General features: G+C 57.2%; 19 protein-coding genes. 12 read left to right on the forward strand and 7 right to left on the reverse strand.

The features are described from left to right. Nucleotides 1–15 precede the first annotated feature (15 nt). Nucleotides 16–1,392: an amino acid permease gene (locus AAIE04_RS23700; protein ID WP_498577780.1), complete on the reverse strand. Its 1,377-nt coding sequence runs from the start codon at nucleotides 1,390–1,392 to the stop codon at nucleotides 16–18. A gap of 631 nt (nucleotides 1,393–2,023) precedes the next feature. On the opposite strand from AAIE04_RS23700, the gene pdhR reads away from it, so the two are divergent. The 5 genes from pdhR to acnB all read left to right on the forward strand — a co-directional run bounded on the left by pdhR (nucleotide 2,024) and on the right by acnB (nucleotide 12,285). Then, complete coding sequence (gene pdhR, locus AAIE04_RS23705) at nucleotides 2,024–2,788, forward strand: pyruvate dehydrogenase complex transcriptional repressor PdhR (RefSeq protein WP_004937490.1); 765 nt, start codon at nucleotides 2,024–2,026, stop codon at nucleotides 2,786–2,788. A gap of 165 nt (nucleotides 2,789–2,953) precedes the next feature. Beyond that, the gene (gene aceE / locus AAIE04_RS23710; RefSeq protein WP_063919683.1) at nucleotides 2,954–5,617 is read left to right on the forward strand and encodes a pyruvate dehydrogenase (acetyl-transferring), homodimeric type; all 2,664 of its coding nucleotides are present in this window, start codon (nucleotides 2,954–2,956) and stop codon (nucleotides 5,615–5,617) included. Nucleotides 5,618–5,630: 13 nt separating this feature from the next. Continuing rightward, the gene (gene aceF, locus AAIE04_RS23715) at nucleotides 5,631–7,514 is read left to right on the forward strand and encodes a pyruvate dehydrogenase complex dihydrolipoyllysine-residue acetyltransferase (protein ID WP_019456076.1); all 1,884 of its coding nucleotides are present in this window, start codon (nucleotides 5,631–5,633) and stop codon (nucleotides 7,512–7,514) included. Nucleotides 7,515–7,747: 233 nt separating this feature from the next. Then, the gene (lpdA, locus tag AAIE04_RS23720; protein WP_004937500.1) at nucleotides 7,748–9,172 is read left to right on the forward strand and encodes a dihydrolipoyl dehydrogenase; all 1,425 of its coding nucleotides are present in this window, start codon (nucleotides 7,748–7,750) and stop codon (nucleotides 9,170–9,172) included. A 515-nt stretch (nucleotides 9,173–9,687) separates the two neighbouring features. Beyond that, nucleotides 9,688–12,285 (forward strand): bifunctional aconitate hydratase 2/2-methylisocitrate dehydratase, encoded by a 2,598-nt coding sequence (gene acnB / locus AAIE04_RS23725; RefSeq protein WP_498577781.1) that lies wholly within the window; start codon nucleotides 9,688–9,690, stop codon nucleotides 12,283–12,285. A gap of 72 nt (nucleotides 12,286–12,357) precedes the next feature. Here the strand turns inward: acnB and AAIE04_RS23730 are convergent, their stop codons facing one another. Further along, nucleotides 12,358–12,714 carry a hypothetical protein gene (locus AAIE04_RS23730; RefSeq protein WP_071532881.1) on the reverse strand — a complete coding sequence of 119 codons (357 nt, stop codon included), beginning with the start codon at nucleotides 12,712–12,714 and terminating at the stop codon, nucleotides 12,358–12,360. Between the two features lie 84 nt (nucleotides 12,715–12,798). After that, entirely contained in the window at nucleotides 12,799–13,089 is a 291-nt protein-coding gene (locus AAIE04_RS23735; RefSeq protein ID WP_025160355.1) for a hypothetical protein, read from the reverse strand. 468 nt (nucleotides 13,090–13,557) lie between these two features. Between AAIE04_RS23735 and yacL the strand changes: the two genes are divergently transcribed. Next, nucleotides 13,558–13,920: a protein YacL gene (gene yacL / locus AAIE04_RS23740; RefSeq protein ID WP_004937507.1), complete on the forward strand. Its 363-nt coding sequence runs from the start codon at nucleotides 13,558–13,560 to the stop codon at nucleotides 13,918–13,920. 31 nt (nucleotides 13,921–13,951) lie between these two features. On the opposite strand, the gene speD is transcribed toward yacL, so the two are convergent. From speD to AAIE04_RS23755, 3 genes are all read right to left on the reverse strand, one after another. Next, entirely contained in the window at nucleotides 13,952–14,746 is a 795-nt protein-coding gene (gene speD / locus AAIE04_RS23745; protein ID WP_126171765.1) for an adenosylmethionine decarboxylase, read from the reverse strand. A 27-nt stretch (nucleotides 14,747–14,773) separates the two neighbouring features. Further along, nucleotides 14,774–15,637, reverse strand: coding sequence for a polyamine aminopropyltransferase (gene speE, locus AAIE04_RS23750; RefSeq protein WP_498057725.1), 864 nt, complete (start codon nucleotides 15,635–15,637; stop codon nucleotides 14,774–14,776). Between the two features lie 125 nt (nucleotides 15,638–15,762). Then, complete coding sequence (locus AAIE04_RS23755; protein ID WP_004937515.1) at nucleotides 15,763–16,110, reverse strand: YacC family pilotin-like protein; 348 nt, start codon at nucleotides 16,108–16,110, stop codon at nucleotides 15,763–15,765. A gap of 217 nt (nucleotides 16,111–16,327) precedes the next feature. Here AAIE04_RS23755 and cueO point away from each other — a divergent pair, with 217 nt between their 5' ends. The 4 genes from cueO to hpt all read left to right on the forward strand — a co-directional run bounded on the left by cueO (nucleotide 16,328) and on the right by hpt (nucleotide 19,209). After that, complete coding sequence (gene cueO / locus AAIE04_RS23760) at nucleotides 16,328–18,004, forward strand: multicopper oxidase CueO (RefSeq protein WP_198636816.1); 1,677 nt, start codon at nucleotides 16,328–16,330, stop codon at nucleotides 18,002–18,004. Between the two features lie 105 nt (nucleotides 18,005–18,109). Continuing rightward, nucleotides 18,110–18,301, forward strand: coding sequence for a type II toxin-antitoxin system RelB family antitoxin (gene relB / locus AAIE04_RS23765; protein WP_004937521.1), 192 nt, complete (start codon nucleotides 18,110–18,112; stop codon nucleotides 18,299–18,301). Nucleotides 18,302–18,306: 5 nt separating this feature from the next. Next, the gene (locus AAIE04_RS23770) at nucleotides 18,307–18,582 is read left to right on the forward strand and encodes a type II toxin-antitoxin system RelE/ParE family toxin (RefSeq protein WP_004937524.1); all 276 of its coding nucleotides are present in this window, start codon (nucleotides 18,307–18,309) and stop codon (nucleotides 18,580–18,582) included. Nucleotides 18,583–18,672: 90 nt separating this feature from the next. Beyond that, nucleotides 18,673–19,209, forward strand: a complete 537-nt coding sequence (gene hpt / locus AAIE04_RS23775; protein ID WP_048234659.1) for a hypoxanthine phosphoribosyltransferase — start codon at nucleotides 18,673–18,675, stop codon at nucleotides 19,207–19,209. A 37-nt stretch (nucleotides 19,210–19,246) separates the two neighbouring features. Here hpt and can read toward each other — a convergent pair whose 3' ends face one another. Further along, on the reverse strand, nucleotides 19,247–19,903 hold the full coding sequence (gene can, locus AAIE04_RS23780; RefSeq protein WP_019456069.1) for a carbonate dehydratase: 657 nt from the start codon (nucleotides 19,901–19,903) through the stop codon (nucleotides 19,247–19,249). 210 nt (nucleotides 19,904–20,113) lie between these two features. Here can and AAIE04_RS23785 point away from each other — a divergent pair, with 210 nt between their 5' ends. Continuing rightward, on the forward strand, nucleotides 20,114–21,037 hold the full coding sequence (locus AAIE04_RS23785) for an ABC transporter ATP-binding protein (RefSeq protein WP_015379030.1): 924 nt from the start codon (nucleotides 20,114–20,116) through the stop codon (nucleotides 21,035–21,037). Continuing rightward, a complete protein-coding gene (locus tag AAIE04_RS23790; protein ID WP_019456068.1) occupies nucleotides 21,034–21,804 on the forward strand; it encodes an ABC transporter permease in 771 nt (256 codons plus the stop codon). Before AAIE04_RS23785 ends, AAIE04_RS23790 begins: the two co-directional genes overlap by 4 nt. Nucleotides 21,805–21,860 lie beyond the last annotated feature (56 nt).

Below are 21,860 nucleotides of genomic sequence, written 5' to 3' on the forward strand. Positions count from 1 at the left end.
GCTCGGTTACGGGATTCAACGGCTGGTGACGCCGTCGACGCGTTGGCTGCGCTGTTTGATGGCGTAACCGACGGCCAGGATCGCCACCCACACCGGGATCAGCAGCACCGAGATTTGAATGCCCGGCGTCAGATACATGATCACCAGGATGCCGGCCATGAACAGCAGGCACAAGTAGTTGCTGAACGGGTACCAGAACGCTTTGAACTTCGGCACTACGCCTTCGCGGTTTTTGGCGGCGCGGAATTTCAGGTGCGCCAGGCTTATCATCGCCCAGTTGATCACCAGCGCCGACACCACCAGCGCCATCAGCAGTTCGAAGGCGCGGCCCGGGCTCAGGTAGTTAATCAGCACGCACAGCGCGGTGGCGAGGGCGGAAATGCCGATGGCCACCACCGGCACGCCGCGGCCATCGACCTTCAGCAGGCTTTTCGGCCCGTTGCCCTGCTGCGCCAGGCCGTACAGCATGCGGCTGTTGCAGTAGACACAGCTGTTGTAGACCGACAGCGCGGCGGTGAGCACCACGATGTTCAGCACGGTCGCTACCAGGTTACTGTTCAGCGCGTGGAAGATCAGCACGAACGGGCTGCCGCCTTCGACCACTTTGCCCCACGGGTACAGCGACAGCAGAATGGCCAATGAACCGATATAGAAGATCAGGATGCGGTAGATCACCTGATTGGTGGCTTTCGGGATGCTCTTTTGCGGGTTGTCGGCTTCGGCGGCGGTGATGCCGACCAGCTCGAGGCCGCCGAAGGAGAACATGATCACCGCCATCGCCATCACCAGGCCCATGATGCCGTTCGGGAAGAACCCGCCTTGCGCCCACAGGTTGGTGACGGTGGCTTCCGGGCCGCCCAGGCCGCTGAACAGCAGGTAGGCGCCGAACACGATCATGCCGATAATCGCTACCACCTTGATGATGGCGAACCAGAACTCCATCTCGCCGTAAACTTTGACGTTGGCCAGGTTAATGGCGTTGATCGCCAGGAAGAACACCGCGGCGGAAACCCAGGTGGGGATCTCCGGCCACCAGTACTGTACGTAGATGCCGACCGCGGTCAGCTCCGCCATCGCCACCAGGACATACAGCACCCAGTAGTTCCAGCCGGAGGCGAAGCCGGCGAAGTTGCCCCAGTATTTGTAGGCGAAGTGGCTGAAGGAACCGGCGACCGGCTCTTCCACCACCATTTCCCCCAGCTGGCGCATGATCAGAAACGCGATGAAGCCACCGATGGCGTAGCCGAGAAGCACTGACGGGCCGGCCATTTTTATTGTTTGAGCGATACCGAGAAATAATCCGGTGCCGATTGCGCCACCTAAGGCGATGAGCTGAATATGGCGGTTTTTCAGGCCGCGTTTCAGCTGGTCACCATGCTGTTGACCATCCATCAATCTAACCCTCTGTCGTTGTGAATGCCCACATACCTGTAAAGCAGTGGTTACGATGTGTGTTTTGTTTTATTTACGGCGTTATATCTATTAATTCCACGGCGCCGCTACCGTTTGGCAGAGAATAATGTTATGCGCGTCGGTTTGCACCTGCTTTGTCGTGTGAGTGATTAAGATTGCAGCAGTTTAGGAAACAAAATGCGGGTTGTGTGACGGCGGGGGGGATTCAGTGCATGAAATAAGCAACAAATCACATAATGCGCAAAAATAACGTAGATCTGCGCGGCGGGATGCGTTCAAATAATGAACAAATCAGCGCCGCATTGCTCGCCAAATAGTCATTCATCAAAGCGTAATAACCATGCAATAAAACTCGGGCAAAAAGTTTGCACTCTTCCTTGCGTAAGGTTTGGTAAAAGTTAAATCCATAACCCGTCGCGTAAATGGTAATACCATCACGGCGTTACCGGTTTGCAGCGGGGTTTTCAGCGGGGTGTTAAAATGTGCGGGTAACCTGATTTCGATCAAGGCCCGTATGGACAGGAGGTGAATACTTTGTTACTTTACCGTCACGTTTTTGAAATTGGTATTACCAATTGACTCCGCGCCATTCGCAGAGAAGAATTCACTCATGGCCTACAGCAAAATCCGCCAACCCAAGTTGTCAGATGTTATCGAGCAACAGCTCGAATATCTGATCCTCGAGGGGACACTGCGCCCAGGCGAAAAACTGCCTCCGGAGCGCGAGCTGGCGAAACAGTTTGATGTCTCCCGTCCTTCTCTGAGAGAGGCCATTCAGCGCCTGGAAGCGAAAGGGCTGCTCCTGCGCCGTCAGGGCGGCGGCACCTTCGTGCAAACTAATCTGTGGCAGAGCTTCAGCGATCCGCTGGCCGAGCTGCTGGCCGACCATCCCGAATCACAGTTCGATCTGCTGGAAACCCGTCACGCGCTGGAAGGCATCGCCGCCTATTACGCGGCGCTGCGCGGCACCGATGAAGATCTGGCGCGCATCCGCGATTGCCACATTGTGATTCAGCAGGCTCAGGACAGCGGCGATCTCGACGCCGAAGCCGATGCGGTCATGCAGTATCAAATCGCCGTGACCGAAGCCGCCCACAACGTTGTGTTACTTCACCTGCTACGCTGCATGGGGCCGATGCTGGAACAGAACGTGCGTCAGAACTTTGAATTGCTCTACTCGCGCCGTGAGATGTTGGCAAAAGTGAGCAGCCACCGCGCCGGAATTTTTGAGGCGATTGTGGCACGCGAGCCGGAAAAGGCCCGTGAAGCCTCGCATCGCCACTTGGCGTTTATCGAGGAAATCTTGCTGGATCTCAGCCGGGAGCATACCCGACGCGAGAGATCGCTACGGCGTCTCCAGCAACGCAAGGATTAAGAGCTGTCCTCTTCAGGGTACACCAGCCTGCGGGGGTTAAGTTCGAGGTACTTAGTTAAGTACTTAAGCGGCAACTAAACTGATGGGCCTGTCTTCGTGTGTTTTTTCACAGAGCACAGGAAGACAGGCTCCAAACAAACCATTAGACAGATAAGGAATACCACCATGTCAGAACGTTTAAACAATGACGTGGATCCGATCGAAACCCGCGACTGGCTGCAGGCGATCGAATCGGTCATCCGTGAAGAGGGTGTTGAGCGAGCTCAGTTTCTGATTGATCAGGTATTGGGAGAAGCCCGCAAAGGCGGCGTTAACGTTGCGGCCGGTGCTGCAGCGCACAACTACGTCAACACCATCGCGGTCGAAGACGAACCGGCTTACCCGGGCAACCTGGATCTGGAGCGCCGCATTCGTTCAGCGATCCGTTGGAACGCGGTCATGACCGTTCTGCGCGCATCCAAAAAAGACCTGGAGCTGGGCGGCCACATGGCTTCCTTCCAGTCTTCCGCGACCTTCTATGAAGTCTGCTTTAACCACTTCTTCCGCGCACGCAACGAGAAAGACGGCGGCGACCTGGTGTACTTCCAGGGCCACATCTCTCCGGGCGTTTACGCGCGTGCCTTCCTTGAAGGCCGCCTGACCGAAGAACAAATGAACAACTTCCGTCAGGAAGTGCACGGCAACGGCCTGTCGTCTTACCCGCATCCTAAGCTGATGCCGGAATTCTGGCAGTTCCCGACCGTTTCCATGGGCCTGGGCCCAATCAGCGCCATCTATCAGGCGAAGTTCCTGAAATACCTGGAACACCGTGGCCTGAAAGACACCTCTGATCAAACCGTTTACGCCTTCCTGGGCGACGGCGAGATGGATGAGCCGGAATCCAAAGGCGCTATCACCATCGCGACCCGCGAGAAGCTGGACAACCTGGTGTTCGTCATCAACTGCAACCTGCAGCGTCTGGACGGCCCGGTCACCGGTAACGGCAAGATCATCAACGAACTGGAAGGCATCTTCTCCGGCGCAGGCTGGCAGGTGCTGAAAGTGATCTGGGGCGGCCGTTGGGACGAGCTGCTGCGTAAAGACACCAGCGGTAAACTGGTTCAGCTGATGAACGAGACCCTGGACGGCGACTACCAGACCTTCAAATCCAAAGACGGCGCTTACGTGCGCGAGCACTTCTTCGGCCGTTACCCGGAAACCGCTGCGCTGGTCAAAGACATGACCGACGACGAAATCTGGGCGCTGAACCGTGGTGGTCACGATCCGAAGAAAATCTTCGCTGCACTGAAAAAAGCGCAGGACACCAAAGGCAAACCGACCGTTATCCTGGCCCACACCATCAAAGGTTACGGCATGGGTGAAACCGCGGAAGGTAAAAACATCGCTCACCAGGTGAAGAAAATGAACATGGAAGGGGTTCACCACTTCCGCGATCGTTTCAACGTGCCGGTTGCCGATGCTGACATCGAAAAACTGCCGTACATCACCTTCGAGAAAGATTCCGAAGAGTACAAATACCTGCACGAACGTCGCCAGGCGCTGAAAGGCTACGTGCCGACTCGTCTGCCGGAGTTCACCCAGAAGCTGGAAATGCCGGCGCTGGAAGATTTCAGCTCGCTGCTGGAAGAGCAGAACAAAGAGATCTCCACCACTATCGCCTTCGTGCGTGCCCTGAACGTGATGCTGAAGAACAAGTCGATCAAAGATCGCCTGGTGCCAATCATCGCCGACGAAGCGCGTACCTTCGGTATGGAAGGTCTGTTCCGTCAGATCGGTATCTACAGCCCGAACGGCCAGCAGTACACTCCGCAGGACCGTGAGCAGGTTGCTTACTACAAAGAAGACGAGAAAGGCCAAATCCTGCAGGAAGGCATCAACGAACTGGGCGCAGCTTCTTCCTGGCTGGCCGCAGCGACTTCCTACAGCACCAACGATCTGCCGATGATTCCGTTCTACATCTACTACTCGATGTTCGGTTTCCAACGTATCGGCGACCTGTGCTGGGCAGCGGGCGACCAACAGGCGCGCGGCTTCCTGATCGGCGGGACGTCGGGCCGTACTACCCTGAACGGCGAAGGTCTGCAGCACGAAGATGGCCACAGCCACATTCAGTCTCTGACCATCCCTAACTGTATCTCTTACGATCCGGCTTACGCGTACGAAGTAGCGGTAATCATGCACGACGGTCTGGTGCGCATGTATGGCGACAACCCAGAAAACGTGTACTACTACCTGACCACGCTGAACGAAAACTACCACATGCCTGCGATGCCGCAGGGTGCGGAAGAGGGTATCCGCAAGGGTATCTACAAGCTGGAAACGCTGGAAGGCAGCAAAGGCAAGGTACAGCTGCTGGGCTCCGGCGCCATCCTGCGCCACGTGCGTGAAGCTGCGCAGATCCTGGCGAAGGACTACGGCGTGGGTTCCGACACCTACAGCGTGACCTCGTTCACCGAACTGGCGCGCGACGGCCAGGACTGCGAGCGCTGGAACATGCTGCACCCAACCGAAACGCCACGCGTGCCTTACATCGCTCAGGTGATGAGCGACGCGCCGGCGGTAGCCTCTACCGACTACATGAAACTGTTCGCCGAGCAGGTTCGTACTTATGTGCCGGCCAGCGATTATCGCGTACTGGGCACCGACGGCTTCGGTCGTTCGGACAGCCGCGAAAACCTGCGTCACCACTTCGAAGTCGATGCGTCTTACGTGGTGGTTGCTGCTCTGGGCGAACTGGCTAAACGCGGTGAGATCGAAGCTTCTGTGGTTGCTGATGCAATCAAGAAATTCAACATCAACCCAGAAAAAGTTAACCCGCGTCTGGCCTAAGAGGTACTGAATAATGTCTATCGAAATCAACGTACCGGACATCGGTGCAGATGAAGTCGAAATCACCGAGATTCTGGTGAAGGTCGGCGATAAAGTTGAAGCGGAACAATCGCTGATCACCGTGGAGGGCGACAAGGCTTCCATGGAAGTGCCATCCCCGCAGGCGGGCGTGGTGAAAGAGATCAAAGTGGCGGTCGGCGATAAAACCGAAACCGGCAAACTGATCATGATCTTCGAAGCGGCAGGCGCAGCGGAAGCTGCACCGGCGGCGAAAGCGGAAGAAAAACCGGCGGCGGCAGCAGCTGCCCCGGCTGCCGCTGCGGCCAAAGACGTTGCCGTGCCGGACATCGGCGCCGACGAAGTTGAAGTGACCGAGATCCTGGTGAAAGTGGGCGACAAGGTGGAAGCCGAGCAGTCCCTGATCACCGTTGAAGGCGACAAGGCTTCTATGGAAGTCCCTGCGCCGTTCGCGGGCACCGTGAAAGAGATCAAGATCGCGACCGGCGACAAAGTGAAAACCGGCTCCCTGATCATGGTGTTCGAAGTGGCCGGCGCCGCATCCGCTGCGGCCCCGGCTGCGGCGCAAGCTCCTGCCGCCGCTGCAGCGCCAGCGGCCTCTGCGGCCAAAGACGTCGCCGTGCCGGATATCGGCGGCGACGAAGTCGAAGTGACCGAAGTGATGGTTAAGGTAGGCGACAAGGTTGCCGCCGAGCAGTCTCTGATCACCGTGGAAGGCGACAAGGCTTCTATGGAAGTGCCTGCGCCGTTCGCGGGTACCGTGAAAGAGATCAAGATCGCGACCGGCGACAAAGTGAAAACCGGCTCCCTGATCATGGTGTTCGAAGTGGAAGGCGCTGCGCCAGCCGCTGCCGCCGCTCCAGCTGCTAAAGCGGAAGCTGCGCCGGCTCCGGCCGCCGCTAAAGCCGCCGCACCGGCTGCGAAAGCTGACGACAAGGGCGAGTTCGCCGAGAACGCGGCCTACGTGCACGCGACCCCGGTCATTCGTCGTCTGGCGCGTGAGTTCGGCGTTAACCTGGCGAAAGTGAAAGGCACCGGTCGTAAAGGCCGCATCCTGCGCGAAGACGTTCAGACTTACGTGAAAGACGCGGTGAAACGCGCCGAAGCGGCCCCGGCTGCTGCCGGCGGCGGTCTGCCGGGCATGCTGCCATGGCCGAAAGTGGACTTCAGCAAGTTCGGCGAGATCGAAGAAGTCGAAATGGGCCGCATCCAGAAAATCTCTGGCGCGAACCTGAGCCGCAACTGGGTGATGATCCCGCACGTGACTCACTTCGACAAAACCGACATCACCGATCTGGAAGCGTTCCGCAAGCAGCAGAACGAAGAAGCGGCCAAGCGCAAGCTGGACGTGAAGTTCACGCCTGTCGTGTTCATCATGAAAGCCGTCGCCGCCGCTCTGGAGCAGATGCCGCGCTTCAACAGCTCGCTGTCCGAAGATGGCCAGAAGCTGACGCTGAAGAAATACATCAACATCGGCGTGGCGGTAGATACCCCGAACGGCCTGGTGGTTCCGGTGTTCAAGGACGTGAACAAGAAGAGCATCACCGAGCTGTCTCGCGAACTGATGGCCATCTCCAAGAAAGCGCGCGACGGCAAGCTGACCGCGGGCGAGATGCAGGGCGGTTGCTTCACCATCTCCAGCCTGGGCGGTATCGGGACGACTCACTTCGCGCCGATCGTCAATGCGCCGGAAGTGGCAATCCTGGGCGTCTCCAAGTCTGCGATGGAGCCGGTCTGGAACGGTAAAGAGTTCATGCCGCGCCTGATGATGCCGATGTCGCTGTCCTTCGACCACCGCGTTATCGACGGTGCCGATGGTGCGCGCTTCATCACCATCATCAACAACATGTTGTCCGACATTCGCCGTCTGGTGATGTAATGCAAAAGGGGCGCAGCATGCTGCGCCCCTGACGATTCTGTAGCAGTTTTGTCGGATTTTGCATTACTCGACAAAATTGTTGAGACACGGGTCACTCGAACACGCTTTGCAGATTATTAACAATTCTGTAAACTGCTCGCGGTGTAAGCGTCCCGGTGGATGAAGGGCGTTATGAGATCGATTAGCAATAAAAATGACGTCTGACCCGCCGGACAATCAATTAAGAGGTCATGATGAGTACTGAAATTAAAACTCAGGTCGTGGTACTTGGGGCGGGCCCGGCAGGTTACTCTGCAGCCTTTCGTTGCGCTGACTTAGGTCTTGAAACCGTTCTGGTTGAACGTTATTCCACTCTGGGCGGGGTTTGCCTGAACGTGGGATGTATCCCTTCCAAAGCACTGCTGCACGTTGCCAAAGTGATCGAAGAAGCCAAAGCGCTGGCCGAACACGGCATCGTTTTCGGCGAGCCGAAAACCGACATCGACAAAGTGCGCGTCTGGAAAGAAAAAGTCATCACTCAGCTGACCGGCGGTCTGGCTGGCATGGCGAAAGGCCGTAAAGTGAAAGTGGTCAACGGCCTGGGCAAGTTCACCGGCGCTAACACCCTGGTTGTGGAAGGCGAAAACGGCCCAACCACCATCAACTTCGACAACGCCATCATCGCTGCAGGTTCTCGTCCGATCCAACTGCCATTCATTCCTCATGAAGATCCACGCGTGTGGGATTCTACTGATGCGCTGGAACTGAAAACCGTCCCAGAGCGTCTGCTGGTTATGGGCGGCGGCATCATCGGCCTGGAAATGGGCACCGTATACCATGCGCTGGGTTCACAGATCGACGTGGTTGAAATGTTCGATCAGGTTATCCCGGCTGCAGATAAAGACGTGGTGAAAGTCTTCACCAAGCGCATCAGCAAGCAGTTCAACCTGATGCTGGAAACCAAAGTGACCGCGGTAGAAGCCAAAGAAGACGGCATCTACGTCACGATGGAAGGTAAAAAAGCGCCGGCAGAACCACAGCGTTACGACGCGGTGCTGGTGGCGATCGGCCGCGTGCCGAACGGCAAACTGCTGGATGCCGGCAAAGCCGGTGTTGAAGTTGACGAGCGTGGCTTCATCAACGTCGACAAACAGCTGCGCACCAACGTGCCGCACATCTTCGCTATCGGCGACATCGTCGGTCAACCGATGCTGGCGCACAAAGGCGTGCACGAAGGCCACGTTGCCGCGGAAGTCATCGCCGGCATGAAGCACTACTTCGACCCGAAAGTGATCCCATCCATCGCTTACACCGAGCCGGAAGTGGCATGGGTGGGTCTGACCGAGAAAGAAGCGAAAGAGAAAGGCATCAGCTACGAAACCTCCACCTTCCCGTGGGCGGCTTCCGGCCGTGCGATCGCTTCCGACTGTGCAGACGGCATGACCAAACTGATCTTCGACAAAGAAACTCACCGCATCATCGGTGGCGCGATTGTCGGCACCAACGGCGGCGAGCTGCTGGGTGAAATCGGTCTGGCTATCGAGATGGGCTGCGACGCGGAAGACATCGCGCTGACCATCCACGCTCACCCGACCCTGCACGAATCCGTGGGTCTGGCGGCGGAAATCTATGAAGGCAGCATCACCGACCTGCCTAACCCGAAAGCCAAGAAGAAGTAATTCTGCTGGCTTGACCGGTTAACAAGCGGCTCCTGAAAAGGGGCCGTTTTTTTTGGCTCAGATTCAGAGAGCGGTTTTTTTGTGGCCGCTGCGCCAAATTCCGATCCCCATACTTATATCCATTCTAACTCTATGGATATAATGCCCTGCTAGTCCGGCAGCCGATTACGCTGCGCTCAACGATTCAGCAAAGATTTAATGTTGCTTTTATGTGAACGAATTAACAACCGTTTCAAATCCTGATATGCTGGCTGAGCGGAACCGGGCACTGTACCTTACAGTCCAGGACATCGACAGCAGTGCCCCGTCAGGATAGATGGCATCAATATCGCCGTGCGCTCTACCCATCAGTCTTTCATGCTGCAACGCTGTTTGACCGTGCTTGTTTACCCCAATCACCGTTTCGGGGACTTTACGGGCCGATCGCCTAGCCACAGTGTGAAACCCCAAGGGTATAAACCCGGTTTGCATATACGCCAGGCACAATAAATGACAATGAGAGCGAGGAGAACGTCGTGCTAGAAGAATACCGTAAGCACGTAGCCGAGCGTGCTGCTGAGGGCATCGCCCCTAAGCCGCTAGACGCCACCCAAATGGCCGCGCTGGTCGAACTACTGAAGAATCCGCCAAAAGGCGAAGAAGAATTCCTGTTAGACCTGCTGATTAACCGTGTTCCACCGGGCGTCGATGAAGCCGCCTACGTCAAAGCAGGTTTCCTGGCGGCCATCGCCAAAGGTGAAGCGACATCCCCCCTGGTTACCCCCGAGAAAGCGATTGAACTGTTAGGCACCATGCAAGGTGGCTATAACATTCATCCGCTGATTGAAGCGCTGGACAACGAAAAGCTGGCGCCGATCGCCGCCAAAGCGCTGTCCCACACGCTGCTGATGTTCGACAACTTCTACGATGTGGAAGAGAAGGCGAAGGCCGGCAATCCGCACGCCAAGCAGATCATGCAGTCCTGGGCAGACGCCGAATGGTACCTGTCGCGCCCTGAACTGGTGGAAAAGATCACCGTCACCGTGTTCAAAGTCACCGGCGAAACCAACACCGACGACCTTTCTCCGGCGCCGGACGCCTGGTCGCGCCCGGACATCCCGCTGCACGCGCTGGCGATGCTGAAAAACGAACGTGAAGGCATCGTGCCGGATCAGCCGGGCAGCGTTGGCCCGATCAAACAGATCGAGCTGCTGAACAAGAAAGGCTTCCCGCTGGCCTACGTCGGCGACGTGGTCGGCACCGGTTCTTCCCGTAAATCCGCCACCAACTCCGTGCTGTGGTTTATGGGCGACGACATCCCGCACGTGCCGAACAAGCGCGGCGGCGGCGTGGTGCTGGGCGGCAAGATTGCGCCAATCTTCTTCAATACCATGGAAGATGCCGGCGCATTGCCGATCGAAGTGGACGTGTCCGAGCTGAACATGGGCGACGTGATCGACGTTTACCCGTACAAAGGTGAAGTGCGCAACCACGAGACCGGCGCGCTGATCGCCAACTTCGAGCTGAAAACCGACGTGCTGCTGGATGAAGTGCGCGCCGGCGGCCGCATCCCGCTGATCATCGGTCGCGGCCTGACCACCAAGGCGCGCGAAGCGCTGGGCCTGCCGCACAGCGACGTGTTCCGCATCGCCAAACCGGTTGCCGCCAGCAGCAAAGGCTTCTCGCTGGCGCAGAAAATGGTGGGCCGCGCCTGCGGCGTCGCCGGCATTCGCCCTGGCGAATACTGCGAACCGAAGATGACCTCCGTCGGTTCTCAGGACACCACCGGCCCGATGACCCGCGATGAGCTGAAAGACCTGGCCTGCCTCGGTTTCTCCGCCGATCTGGTCATGCAGTCGTTCTGCCATACCGCCGCATACCCGAAACCGGTTGATGTGACCACGCACCACACGCTGCCTGACTTCATCATGAACCGTGGCGGCGTCTCGCTGCGTCCGGGCGACGGCGTGATCCACTCCTGGCTGAACCGCATGCTGCTGCCTGACACCGTCGGCACCGGCGGCGATTCCCACACCCGTTTCCCGATCGGCATTTCCTTCCCGGCCGGTTCCGGCCTGGTGGCGTTTGCCGCCGCGACCGGCGTCATGCCGCTGGATATGCCTGAGTCGGTGCTGGTGCGCTTCAAAGGCAAAATGCAGCCGGGCATCACCCTGCGCGATCTGGTGCATGCCATCCCTTACTACGCGATCCAGCAGGGTCTGCTGACCGTCGAGAAGAAGGGCAAGAAAAACATCTTCTCCGGCCGCATTCTGGAGATCGAAGGCCTGCCGGATCTGAAGGTCGAGCAGGCGTTTGAGCTGACCGATGCGTCCGCCGAACGTTCCGCCGCCGGTTGTACCATCAAGCTGGACAAGGCGCCGATCGAAGAGTACCTGAACTCCAACATCGTGCTGCTGAAGTGGATGATCTCCGAAGGCTACGGCGATCGCCGTACGCTGGAGCGCCGTATTCAGGGCATGGAGAAATGGCTGGCGGATCCACTGTTGCTGGAAGGCGATGCGGATGCTGAATATGCGGCGGTGATCGACATCGATCTGAACGAGATCAAAGAGCCGATCCTGTGTGCGCCGAACGATCCTGACGATGCACGCCTGCTGTCCGACGTGGCCAACAGCAAAATCGATGAAGTGTTCATCGGTTCTTGCATGACCAACATCGGCCACTTCCGCGCTGCCGGCAAGCTGCTGGATCAGCACAAGGGGCAGTTGCCGACCCGTCTGTGGGTGGCGCCGCCAACCAAGATGGACGCGGCTCAGCTGACCGAAGAGGGCTATTACAGCGTCTTCGGCAAGAGCGGCGCGCGTATCGAGATCCCGGGCTGCTCGCTGTGCATGGGCAACCAGGCGCGCGTAGCGGACGGCGCGACGGTGGTTTCCACCTCGACCCGTAACTTCCCGAACCGTCTGGGCACCGGCGCCAACGTCTATCTGGCCTCTGCCGAACTGGCTGCGGTTGCGTCCCTGCTGGGCCGCCTGCCGACGCCGGACGAGTACCAGACCTATATGGCGCAGGTTGACAAGACGGCGGCGGATACCTACCGCTACCTGAACTTTGACCAACTGGGGCAGTACACCGAAAAAGCCGACGGCGTGATCTTCCAAACCGCGGTTTAATTCGGATTGGCATTAAATCAAACGATGGGGCCCATTAAGGGCCCCATTTTTTTCATCCATATATTCATACGGTTAGCCACGCCCGTTGCGCATCTCGTTGCCCCTAAAATGGTTGAAGGGGACATCTCCACGCTCCGGAAATGCGCCTCGGTAACCGTGTTTGGGATCGAAACGGTTATCCACATGGCCGCGAAATTCTCGTGGACCGTGGAACCAGGGCCCTGCGCCGATAAATCTGCCGCCGATAAACCAATCGGGGCCGTAATAGCCGTAAGGGGCGCAATAGTAGGGCGCATAATCGTAGTAGCCATAGGGGCAAGCGGGTTCCGGGCCGATATTGACGATGACGTCTGCGGCCGCTCTGGTCGTGGGCAACAGCAGCAAACACGCCAGCAACAACATAGGATATTTCGATAAAATAGCGTTCATTTTCAATCTCCTGATACAGGAAATGGTCTGCATCCGGCGACATCTTCACGGTGGCGAGACGAGGTCGGTACGCGGCTGCATGGGCTATTTTTTAAATATCTCTACATGGATGTCTTTGTGGTCGCTCTCTTGTCCGCTGGCGGAGACGATGCGATAGAAGCAGTCCTTCCCGTCCAGCCCACTGAGTTCATTACATTTTTTATCAACGGCTGCGGAAATGTATTTATGGCCGACGGTAGGCAGGCCGGTCTGTTGAACGGAGAGATCGCCAAGTTTGGTGTAATTGGCTGATTCTTCAAGCGTGATTTGCTTGGCGGCGAACGCCGATGCAGAGAACATTACGCTCAGTGCGATAATGGAGATTATGTATTTCATGGCACACATCCTGATCGTGGTGATAGGTATGAAGGAGGTGAGGACACCTCTGGCCGCTAGTGAACACAATTCAAGCTCCTTTATTTAAAAGCTAATCGATATTGAGGAGATGTCAATCAAGCCTCCTCGCATCATGAATTGGTAACTTGTTTATTTTAAAAGGAAATAATTAATCTGATAAAATCATGACATACATCTTCACGGTCTCTACATGATTCAAATAAATAGCCTGTTATCTGCCGACGCTCGGCACACTTTCCGCATGGCGAGCCTGCGCCGCACGGTGATGATGTATTCATTTCCCTTTCCTCGATAGATCGCATCCGGCGTCTTCCCATCACCGCCGCAAGCCGCTATATTGCGCGCCGCCGAGGTTTTATTTTGCCGAGTTGCCAACTTTGCGAGCGCTCACTGAGTTAGCAATCAATTTATGTTTACACTAAGAAAAAGGGCTCAGGAGGGCATGCTATGGATTACGAATTTCTGCGTGACGTTACCGGTCAGGTGATCGTCAGATTTTCGATGGGGCATGAAGCGATTGGCCACTGGATCAACGAAGAAGTCAAAGGCGATTTCAACCTGCTGGACCGCATTGAAGCCGGTGCGGCCGAGGTAAAAGGCAGCGAGCGTCAATGGCAGTTGGAAGGCCATGAATATACGCTGTTGATGGATGGTGAAGAGGTGATGATCCGCGCCAATCAGCTGGAGTTCGAAGGCGATGAAATGGAAGAGGGGATGAATTACTACGACGAAGAAAGCCTCTCATTCTGCGGCGTTGAGGATTTCCTGCTGGTGTTGAAGGCCTATCGTTCTTTCATGCTGAAGTATTAAGCATCGGGGCGCACCGCGTGCGCCCCTTCCATCACAGATGCGGAATATTGCGGCCGTAATAGATTTCCTGCATCTCTTTCCATAACAGATCGGTGATCTGTTTGCGCTCGGCGGCGCTCAACGCTTCCGGTTCTGCGTTAAACAGGTAGTGCTTCAGATCGAAGTCTTTCAGCAACATCTTGGTATGGAAGATATTTTCCTGATAAACGTTCACGTCCATCATGTGGTACAGCGCTTTGATGTCTTCCGACATAAAGTTCTGAATCGAATTGATCTCATGATCGATGTAATGTTTCACGCCGTTCACGTCGCGGGTAAAACCGCGCACGCGATAGTCCATGGTGACGATGTCGGATTCCAACTGGTGAATTAAGTAGTTCAGCGCCTTGAGGGGCGAAATGACGCCGCAGGTCGAAACCTCGATATCGGCGCGGAAGGTGCAAAGCCCGCCTTCCGGGTGGCTTTCCGGGTAGGTGTGCACGCAGATATGGCTCTTGTCCAGGTGCGCGACGACCGTATTCGGCAGTGGGCCGGGGTGTTCCGACGTATCGACGTCTTTCGGGTCGATCGGTTCTTCGCTGACCAGGATGGTGACGCTGGCGCCCTGCGGATCGTAGTCCTGGCGCGCGATATTCAGAATATTGGCGCCGATGATCGAGCAGGTTTCGCTCAGGATCTCGGTCAGCCGGTTGGCATTATATTGTTCGTCAATGTAGGCGATATAGCCGTCGCGATCGTCTGCGGTCTTGGCGTAACAAATATCGTAAATACAAAAACTCAGGCTCTTGGTCAGGTTGTTGAAGCCGTGCAGTTTTAGCTTATGCAATTTGGGCCACCTCCTTTATCTTCTCGCTTAACGTGTTACGTTCAGGGCATTGAGCAAATATTGCGGCAGGGCAAAACTGCCGACGTGAATTGCCGGGTTGTAGTAACGGCAGCGCAGGCCGCTTTGGTTAAAGCGCTGTTGCAGGGCAGGCTGACCGAGCTGGCGCAGCGCCGGATTCTGGCTCGCCCAGGCGAAGGTCATGATGCCGCCGTAATAGGTCGGGATCGCTGCCTGATAGAAGCTGACGTCGGTAAAATAGCGGCTCAGTTTGGCGTGGCTGTTGACCGCCTCGTCCTGCTGCAGGAAACAGACGCCGTTTTGCGCGACGAAAATGCCGCCCTCATTCAGGCAGCGGGCGCAGCCTTCATAAAACGCCGAGGTGAACAAGCTTTCGCCGGGGCCGATCGGATCGGTGCAGTCGGAAATGATCACATCGAACGTTTCGTCGGTTTGATTCACGAAATTGACGCCGTCGTCGATCACCAGTTTGAAACGCGGATCGTCATAGGCACCGGCGCTGTGGTTGGGCAGGTACTGGCGGCAGAATTCGACGACACCGGCGTCGATCTCGACCATGGTGATCTGCTCCACGCCGGGGTGCCGGCTGACTTCACGCAGCATGCCGCCGTCGCCGCCGCCGATGATCAGCACTTTCTTCGCCGCGCCGTGCGCCAGCAGCGGCACATGGGTCAGCATTTCGTGATAGATGAACTCGTCACGCTCGGTGGTTTGCACCACGCCGTCGAGCGCCATCACGCGCCCCAGCACCGGGTTCTCGAAGATCACCAGATCCTGATGATCGGTCTTCTCGCGGTACAGTACCTTCTCTACCGAGAAGTACTGGCCGAAGCCCGTATGCAGCGTTTCGTACCAAATTTCTTTCTGGGTCATGTGCGGGAAACTCCGTAATAACAGCCATGAAAAATCGGCGCAACATAATAGCTAACTCTGCCTGGCGATGCACGGTTGAATTTCAGACAGAGGGAGCGGAAGGCGGACGGGAGAAGGGGGAGGAATTAATTGGCGTAAGCCAGCAGGCTCAAAGAGTCGCGCGCCAGCGATTTGCACTTTTTAGGCGTTGGAATGGCGATGCCGCTGAGATCGCGATAGCTGTCTTCGCCCAGCGCCTTCATGTTAAAGCTGTTGTAGTTGCTCAGATCCCAGCGATTTTGTTGCGCGAAATAGACGATGGCGCGTTTGATTTGCGCGTTTGGCAAATCGTTGTAGCCGCAATCATTTTTCAAATAAATAAATACCGCCGTCAGATCGGCCAGATCTTCCGCCTCGGATTCATTCAGCGCCAGACTGGCGTTGGAGAAGCCCAGCATCGCCAGCAGCAGCATCGATAACGTTGTTTTTTTCATCATGAAATAGACCTGTTTGTCGTCTGCAGACGTTACCACACTTGCCTGTAAAGGCACCAAATTTTATTACCGGCGGGCCAGCGTCACGTTCGCCAGTCGCACTCTCTTGATTGTGAGGCATAGCTTAAAATACCGCCAGGAAAGGCTTGACCTTCCGCCAAGGGGAAGGTTTAGGCTGGCGGCATTGAGCTATGTCACTGGGAAAAGGGAGTCAGCGATGTTACGCCGTGATTTTATTAAATTAACCGCCGCGCTGGGCGCTGCGAGCGCACTGCCGTTATGGAGCCGGGCCGCCTGGGCGGCCGATCGGCCGTCTTTACCGGTGCCGCCGCTGTTGACGCCGGACGCGCAGGGAAAGATTGCGCTGGCGCTGCAGGCGGGGGAAACCCGCTGGGTGCCCGGTGCCGCGACCAAAACCTGGGGATTCAACGGCGCGTTGCTCGGGCCGGCGGTGAAACTGCAGCGGGGCCAACCGGTGACGGTCGATATCAAAAACCGCCTGGCGGAGGCCAGCACCGTCCACTGGCACGGTCTGGAAATTCCCGGCGATGTCGATGGCGGCCCGCAGGCGCTGATCCATCCCGGCGCGACGCGCACGGTGAATTTCACCGTCGAACAGCCGGCGGCCACCTGTTGGTTCCACCCGCATACCCACGGTAAAACCGGCAGCCAGGTGATGATGGGGCTGGCGGGGCTGGTGCTGCTGGAAGATGAGGAAAGCGCCAAACTGCCGCTGCCGAAAACCTGGGGGCAGGATGATATTCCGGTGATCCTGCAGGATAAGCGGTTGGGCAAAGACGCGCAGATCGAATACCGCCTGGACGTGATGAGCGCGGCGGTGGGCTGGTTTGGCGATCGCATGTTCACCAACGGCGCGCAGTATCCGCAGCATCTGGCGCCGCGCGGTTGGCTGCGTCTGCGTTTCCTTAACGGCTGCAACGCCCGCTCGTTGAATCTGGCGGCCAGCGACAATCGTCCGCTGTACGTCATCGCCAGCGACGGCGGTTTCCTGGCAGAGCCGGTGAAACTGACCGAGTTGCCGATGTTGATGGGCGAACGCTTTGAAGTGCTGGTCGATGCTTCCGACGGGAAAGCGTTCGATATCGTGACGCTGCCGGTTAAGCAGATGGGCATGACGCTGGCGCCGTTCGATCAAGCGCTGCCGGTGTTGCGCATTCAGCCATCGTTGGCGCAGGGCGTCAAAACCATGCCGGACAGCCTGGTGAAGCTGCCGACATTGCCTGCCACCGCCGGCATCCAGGAGCGCTGGCTACAGCTGATGATGGATCCGCAGCTGGATATGCTGGGCATGCAGGCGTTGATGGATCGCTATGGCCACCAGGCGATGGCCGGCATGAGCATGGATCACGGCGCGATGGGCGGCACAGACATGAAAGGCATGGACCACGGCAACATGCCGGGTATGGAAAAGGGCGGCATGCAGAACATGGACCATGGCAACATGGGCAACATGAAAGGCATGGATCATGGCAAGATGGCCGGTATGGATCACGGTGGTGCGCAGGGCAAAGCCAAACCGTTCGATTTCAGCCATGGCAACATGATCAACGGCAAGGCCTTCGATATGGCCAAGCCGATGTTCGCCGCCAAACGGGGCCAGTATGAAAAATGGACCATTTCCGGCGAGGGCGACATGATGCTGCACCCGTTCCATATTCACGGCACTCAGTTCCGCATCTTGTCGGAAAACGGCAAACCGCCGGCGGCGCACCGCAGTGGCTGGAAGGACACGGTGCGCGTCGAAGGATGGCGCAGCGAAGTGCTGGTGCGTTTCGACCATCCGGCCAGCAGCGAACATGCGTATATGGCCCACTGCCACCTGCTGGAGCACGAAGATACCGGCATGATGATGGGCTTCACCGTCGCCGATTGATCGCGGTCCGGCGCTCAGGTGGCGGTGCGCTCGCGTCGCCACCGCTTGGTTCAATGAAAGGATGCCATTATACTGATTAAAATATCAGCTGTTGAGGAGTGCGTCATGCCGACAAAATTGGATCCCATCGTTTCTGAGTTTGAGACTCAAGAGCAGGCTGATAGCTATGATCGTTGGTTCAGAAGCACTGTGGAATCTTCCATCAATAGCGACACCCCTCGCGTCCCCCACGACGAGGTCATGGCCGGTGCTCGCCACATTATCGAACAGGCAAAAGCCAAAAGAAAATCGGCCTGACCTTCATGTTAATCGTCAAATGGACTGACGAAGCAAAAACGGGTTTATACACGCTGCTTGCCTTTATCGCGGAGCGAAATCCCGTTGCCGCTGAGGCTCTGTTGCAACGCATTGAAGAGTCGGTTATCCCGTTAGCGGAACATCCTTATCTATTCCGGCCAGGCAGGGTGAACGGAACGCGTGAAATGGTCGTTCATCCTAATTACATTGTGGTTTACCGCGTGCTGGCTGCGCACATTGAAATAGTGGGTGTCCTGCACGCTCGTCAGGAATACCCTTAATAAAGAAAACTCCCCTGTCCGGGAGAGAGGCAACTCGTAACGGCCTATGCTAAACTCTGCGCCTTTCTTCCGGCAACTGACCTGAATACTATGAAACACACTGTAGACGTAATGATTTCCGAGCAGGAAGTTAAGACCCGTATCGCCGAACTTGGCCGCCAGATCACCGAACATTACCGCGACAGCGGCAGTGACATGGTGCTGGTCGGGCTGCTGCGCGGCTCCTTCATGTTCATGGCCGATCTGTGCCGCGCGATCGACGTGCCGCACGAAGTCGACTTTATGACCGCCTCCAGCTACGGCAGCGGCATGTCCACCACCCGCGACGTGAAGATCCTCAAGGATCTGGACGAAGACATTCGTGGCAAAGACGTGCTGATCGTGGAAGACATCATCGATTCCGGCAACACGCTGAACAAGGTGCGCGAGATTTTGGCGCTGCGCGGGCCGAAATCGCTGGCGATTTGCACCCTGCTGGACAAACCTGAGCGCCGTGAAGTGCAGGTGCCGGTCGAATATGTCGGCTTCTCGATCCCGGATGAGTTCGTGGTGGGGTATGGCATCGACTACGCTCAGCGCTATCGTCACCTGCCGTATGTCGGCAAAGTGGTGCTGCTGGACGAGTGATCGATGTGGGGCGCGGCAAACCGCGCCCGCAGCGGGGTTATACGCCTTTATCCTGCTTCAGTTTGGCTATCGCTTTGCGGTAGCCCATCTCCAGGCTCTCGCGGCTGGTCGCCAGCACTTCCATATCGCGCAGACGGCCGTCCTGAATGCCGTATACCCAGCCGTGGATCATCACCTTCTGACCGCGTTTCCAGGCGGACTGCATGATGGTGGAGTGGCCCAGGTTGTATACCTGCTCAATGACGTTGATCTCGCACAGCATGTCGAAACGCTGCTCCGGCGGCAGCTCGCCCAGCAGCGAGCTGTGCTTGTACCACAGATCGCGAATGTGCAGCAGCCAGTTGTCGATCAAACCCAGCTCCGGGTTTTCCACCGCCGCCTGTACGCCGCCGCAACCCAGGTGGCCGCAGATGATGATGTGTTCGACTTCCAGCACATCTACCGCATACTGCACCACCGACAGGCAGTTAAGATCGGTATGGATAACGAGGTTCGCTACGTTGCGGTGGACGAACAGTTCACCCGGCTCAAGACCGGTCAGGCGTTCTGCGGGAACGCGGCTGTCAGAGCAACCAATCCATAAGAAACGGGGCTTTTGCGCCTGGGCTAAACGTTCAAAAAATTCCGGGTCTTCCTGGCTGATGCTGGCCGACCAAGCCTGGTTGTTGGCGATAAGCTCTTCGATTTCTTTCATGGAGGTTATTGACTCGTAACGAACAGATTGCGTTGGGGTAATATAGGGTAAGCGTCACAATTTGGAAATCGGAACAGTGGCGCAACCTCATTTTCCGCACGGATTCGACTCAGTGAAAACGCCGCTAATGCTAGGATTATTGTTATTGTTTCAAGCCTCGCAAACAGGGGCGCGGCGGCATACTCATCGTCATAAGGTACTATTTTACATATGAATTATGCACTGGAATTAGCGCAGCTGACCAAGACTTACGCCGGTGGCGTAAAGGCGCTGCGCGGCATCGACCTGAGCGTCGAAGCGGGGGATTTTTATGCCCTGCTGGGGCCCAACGGCGCCGGAAAATCCACCACCATCGGCATCATCAGCTCGCTGGTGAACAAAACCGCTGGCAGCGTGCGGGTGTTCGGTTACGACATCGATAAAGACATCGTCAACGCCAAGCGCCAGCTCGGCCTGGTGCCGCAGGAGTTCAACTTCAACCCGTTCGAGACCGTGTTGCAGATCGTGGTGAACCAGGCGGGTTACTACGGCGTCACGCGGCGTGAAGCGATGGCCCGCGCCGAAAAATACCTCAATCAGCTGGACCTGTGGGGCAAGCGCAACGAGCGCGCCCGCATGCTGTCCGGCGGCATGAAGCGCCGCCTGATGATCGCCCGCGCGCTGATGCATCAGCCGAAGCTGCTGATCCTCGATGAACCGACCGCCGGGGTGGATATCGAGCTGCGCCGCTCAATGTGGGGCTTCCTGAAAGAGCTGAACGCTCAGGGCACTACCATCATCCTCACCACCCACTATCTGGAAGAGGCGGAAATGCTGTGCCGCAACATCGGCATCATCCAGAACGGAGAGCTGGTGGAAAACACGTCGATGAAGGGGCTGCTGGCCAAACTGAAGTCGGAAACCTTCATCCTCGATCTGGCGGCGAAAAGCCCGCTGCCGAAGCTGGACGGTTATCATAGCCGCCTGACGGATACCTCGACGCTGGAAGTGGAAGTGATGCGCGAGCAGGGGCTGAACGGCCTGTTCGCCCAGCTGAGCGCGCAGGGCGTGCAGGTGCTGAGCATGCGCAACAAGGCGAATCGCCTGGAAGAGCTGTTTGTCACCCTGGTTAACGGCAATGGAGAGAAAGCATGACGCGTTTGTATTGGGTGGCCTTGCAGAGCATCTGGGCCAAAGAGGTGAACCGCTTCGCGCGCATCTGGATCCAGACCCTGGTGCCGCCGGTGATTACCATGACGCTGTACTTCATCATCTTCGGCAACCTGATAGGTTCGCGCATCGGCGATATGCACGGCTTCAGCTACATGCAGTTCATCGTGCCCGGCCTTATCATGATGGCGGTGATCACCAACTCCTACGCCAACGTCGCCTCGTCGTTCTTCAGCGCCAAGTTCCAGCGCAACATTGAGGAACTGCTGGTGGCGCCGGTGCCGACCCACGTGGTGATCGCCGGTTATGTCGGCGGCGGCGTGGCGCGCGGCATCTGCGTCGGTGTGCTGGTGACCATCATCTCGCTGTTCTTCGTACCGCTCCAGGTGCACGCCTGGTGGGTGATTGCGCTGACGCTGCTGCTGACGGCGATCCTGTTCTCGCTGGCGGGGCTGATCAACGCGGTGTTCGCCACCACCTTCGACGACATCAGTCTGATCCCGACCTTCGTGCTGACGCCGCTGACCTACCTGGGCGGGGTGTTCTACTCGCTGTCGCTGCTGCCGCCATTCTGGCAGGCGGTGTCCAAGCTGAACCCGATCGTCTATATGATCAGCGGTTTCCGCTACGGTTTTCTCGGCGTTAACGACGTGCCGCTGGTCTTCACCATGGCGGTGCTGGTGGCGTTTATCGCGGTGTTCTACCTGGCGTCCTGGTACCTGATCGAGCGCGGCCGCGGCCTGCGCAGCTGATCCCGGCGCGCCCTCGCTTTCCCGGCGGGGGCGCTTTCCTTGATCTGGCGCAGACG

The organism is Serratia sp. Ae19-1 (genome assembly GCF_059801225.1).

What these genes read in the sequence shown, in the direction of transcription:
- AAIE04_RS23730 (WP_071532881.1), bottom strand. Translation starts at nt 12,714, where the DNA reads ATGAACGCTATTTTATCGAAATATCCTATGTTGTTGCTGGCGTGTTTG.
- aceF (WP_019456076.1), top strand. Translation starts at nt 5,631, where the DNA reads ATGTCTATCGAAATCAACGTACCGGACATCGGTGCAGATGAAGTCGAA.
- cueO (WP_198636816.1), top strand. Translation starts at nt 16,328, where the DNA reads ATGTTACGCCGTGATTTTATTAAATTAACCGCCGCGCTGGGCGCTGCG.
- aceE (WP_063919683.1), top strand. Translation starts at nt 2,954, where the DNA reads ATGTCAGAACGTTTAAACAATGACGTGGATCCGATCGAAACCCGCGAC.
- yacL (WP_004937507.1), top strand. Translation starts at nt 13,558, where the DNA reads ATGGATTACGAATTTCTGCGTGACGTTACCGGTCAGGTGATCGTCAGA.
- AAIE04_RS23735 (WP_025160355.1), bottom strand. Translation starts at nt 13,089, where the DNA reads ATGAAATACATAATCTCCATTATCGCACTGAGCGTAATGTTCTCTGCA.
- relB (WP_004937521.1), top strand. Translation starts at nt 18,110, where the DNA reads ATGCCGACAAAATTGGATCCCATCGTTTCTGAGTTTGAGACTCAAGAG.
- AAIE04_RS23755 (WP_004937515.1), bottom strand. Translation starts at nt 16,110, where the DNA reads ATGAAAAAAACAACGTTATCGATGCTGCTGCTGGCGATGCTGGGCTTC.
- hpt (WP_048234659.1), top strand. Translation starts at nt 18,673, where the DNA reads ATGAAACACACTGTAGACGTAATGATTTCCGAGCAGGAAGTTAAGACC.
- speE (WP_498057725.1), bottom strand. Translation starts at nt 15,637, where the DNA reads ATGACCCAGAAAGAAATTTGGTACGAAACGCTGCATACGGGCTTCGGC.
- AAIE04_RS23790 (WP_019456068.1), top strand. Translation starts at nt 21,034, where the DNA reads ATGACGCGTTTGTATTGGGTGGCCTTGCAGAGCATCTGGGCCAAAGAG.
- AAIE04_RS23700 (WP_498577780.1), bottom strand. Translation starts at nt 1,392, where the DNA reads ATGGATGGTCAACAGCATGGTGACCAGCTGAAACGCGGCCTGAAAAAC.
- lpdA (WP_004937500.1), top strand. Translation starts at nt 7,748, where the DNA reads ATGAGTACTGAAATTAAAACTCAGGTCGTGGTACTTGGGGCGGGCCCG.
- AAIE04_RS23785 (WP_015379030.1), top strand. Translation starts at nt 20,114, where the DNA reads ATGAATTATGCACTGGAATTAGCGCAGCTGACCAAGACTTACGCCGGT.
- pdhR (WP_004937490.1), top strand. Translation starts at nt 2,024, where the DNA reads ATGGCCTACAGCAAAATCCGCCAACCCAAGTTGTCAGATGTTATCGAG.
- AAIE04_RS23770 (WP_004937524.1), top strand. Translation starts at nt 18,307, where the DNA reads ATGTTAATCGTCAAATGGACTGACGAAGCAAAAACGGGTTTATACACG.
- can (WP_019456069.1), bottom strand. Translation starts at nt 19,903, where the DNA reads ATGAAAGAAATCGAAGAGCTTATCGCCAACAACCAGGCTTGGTCGGCC.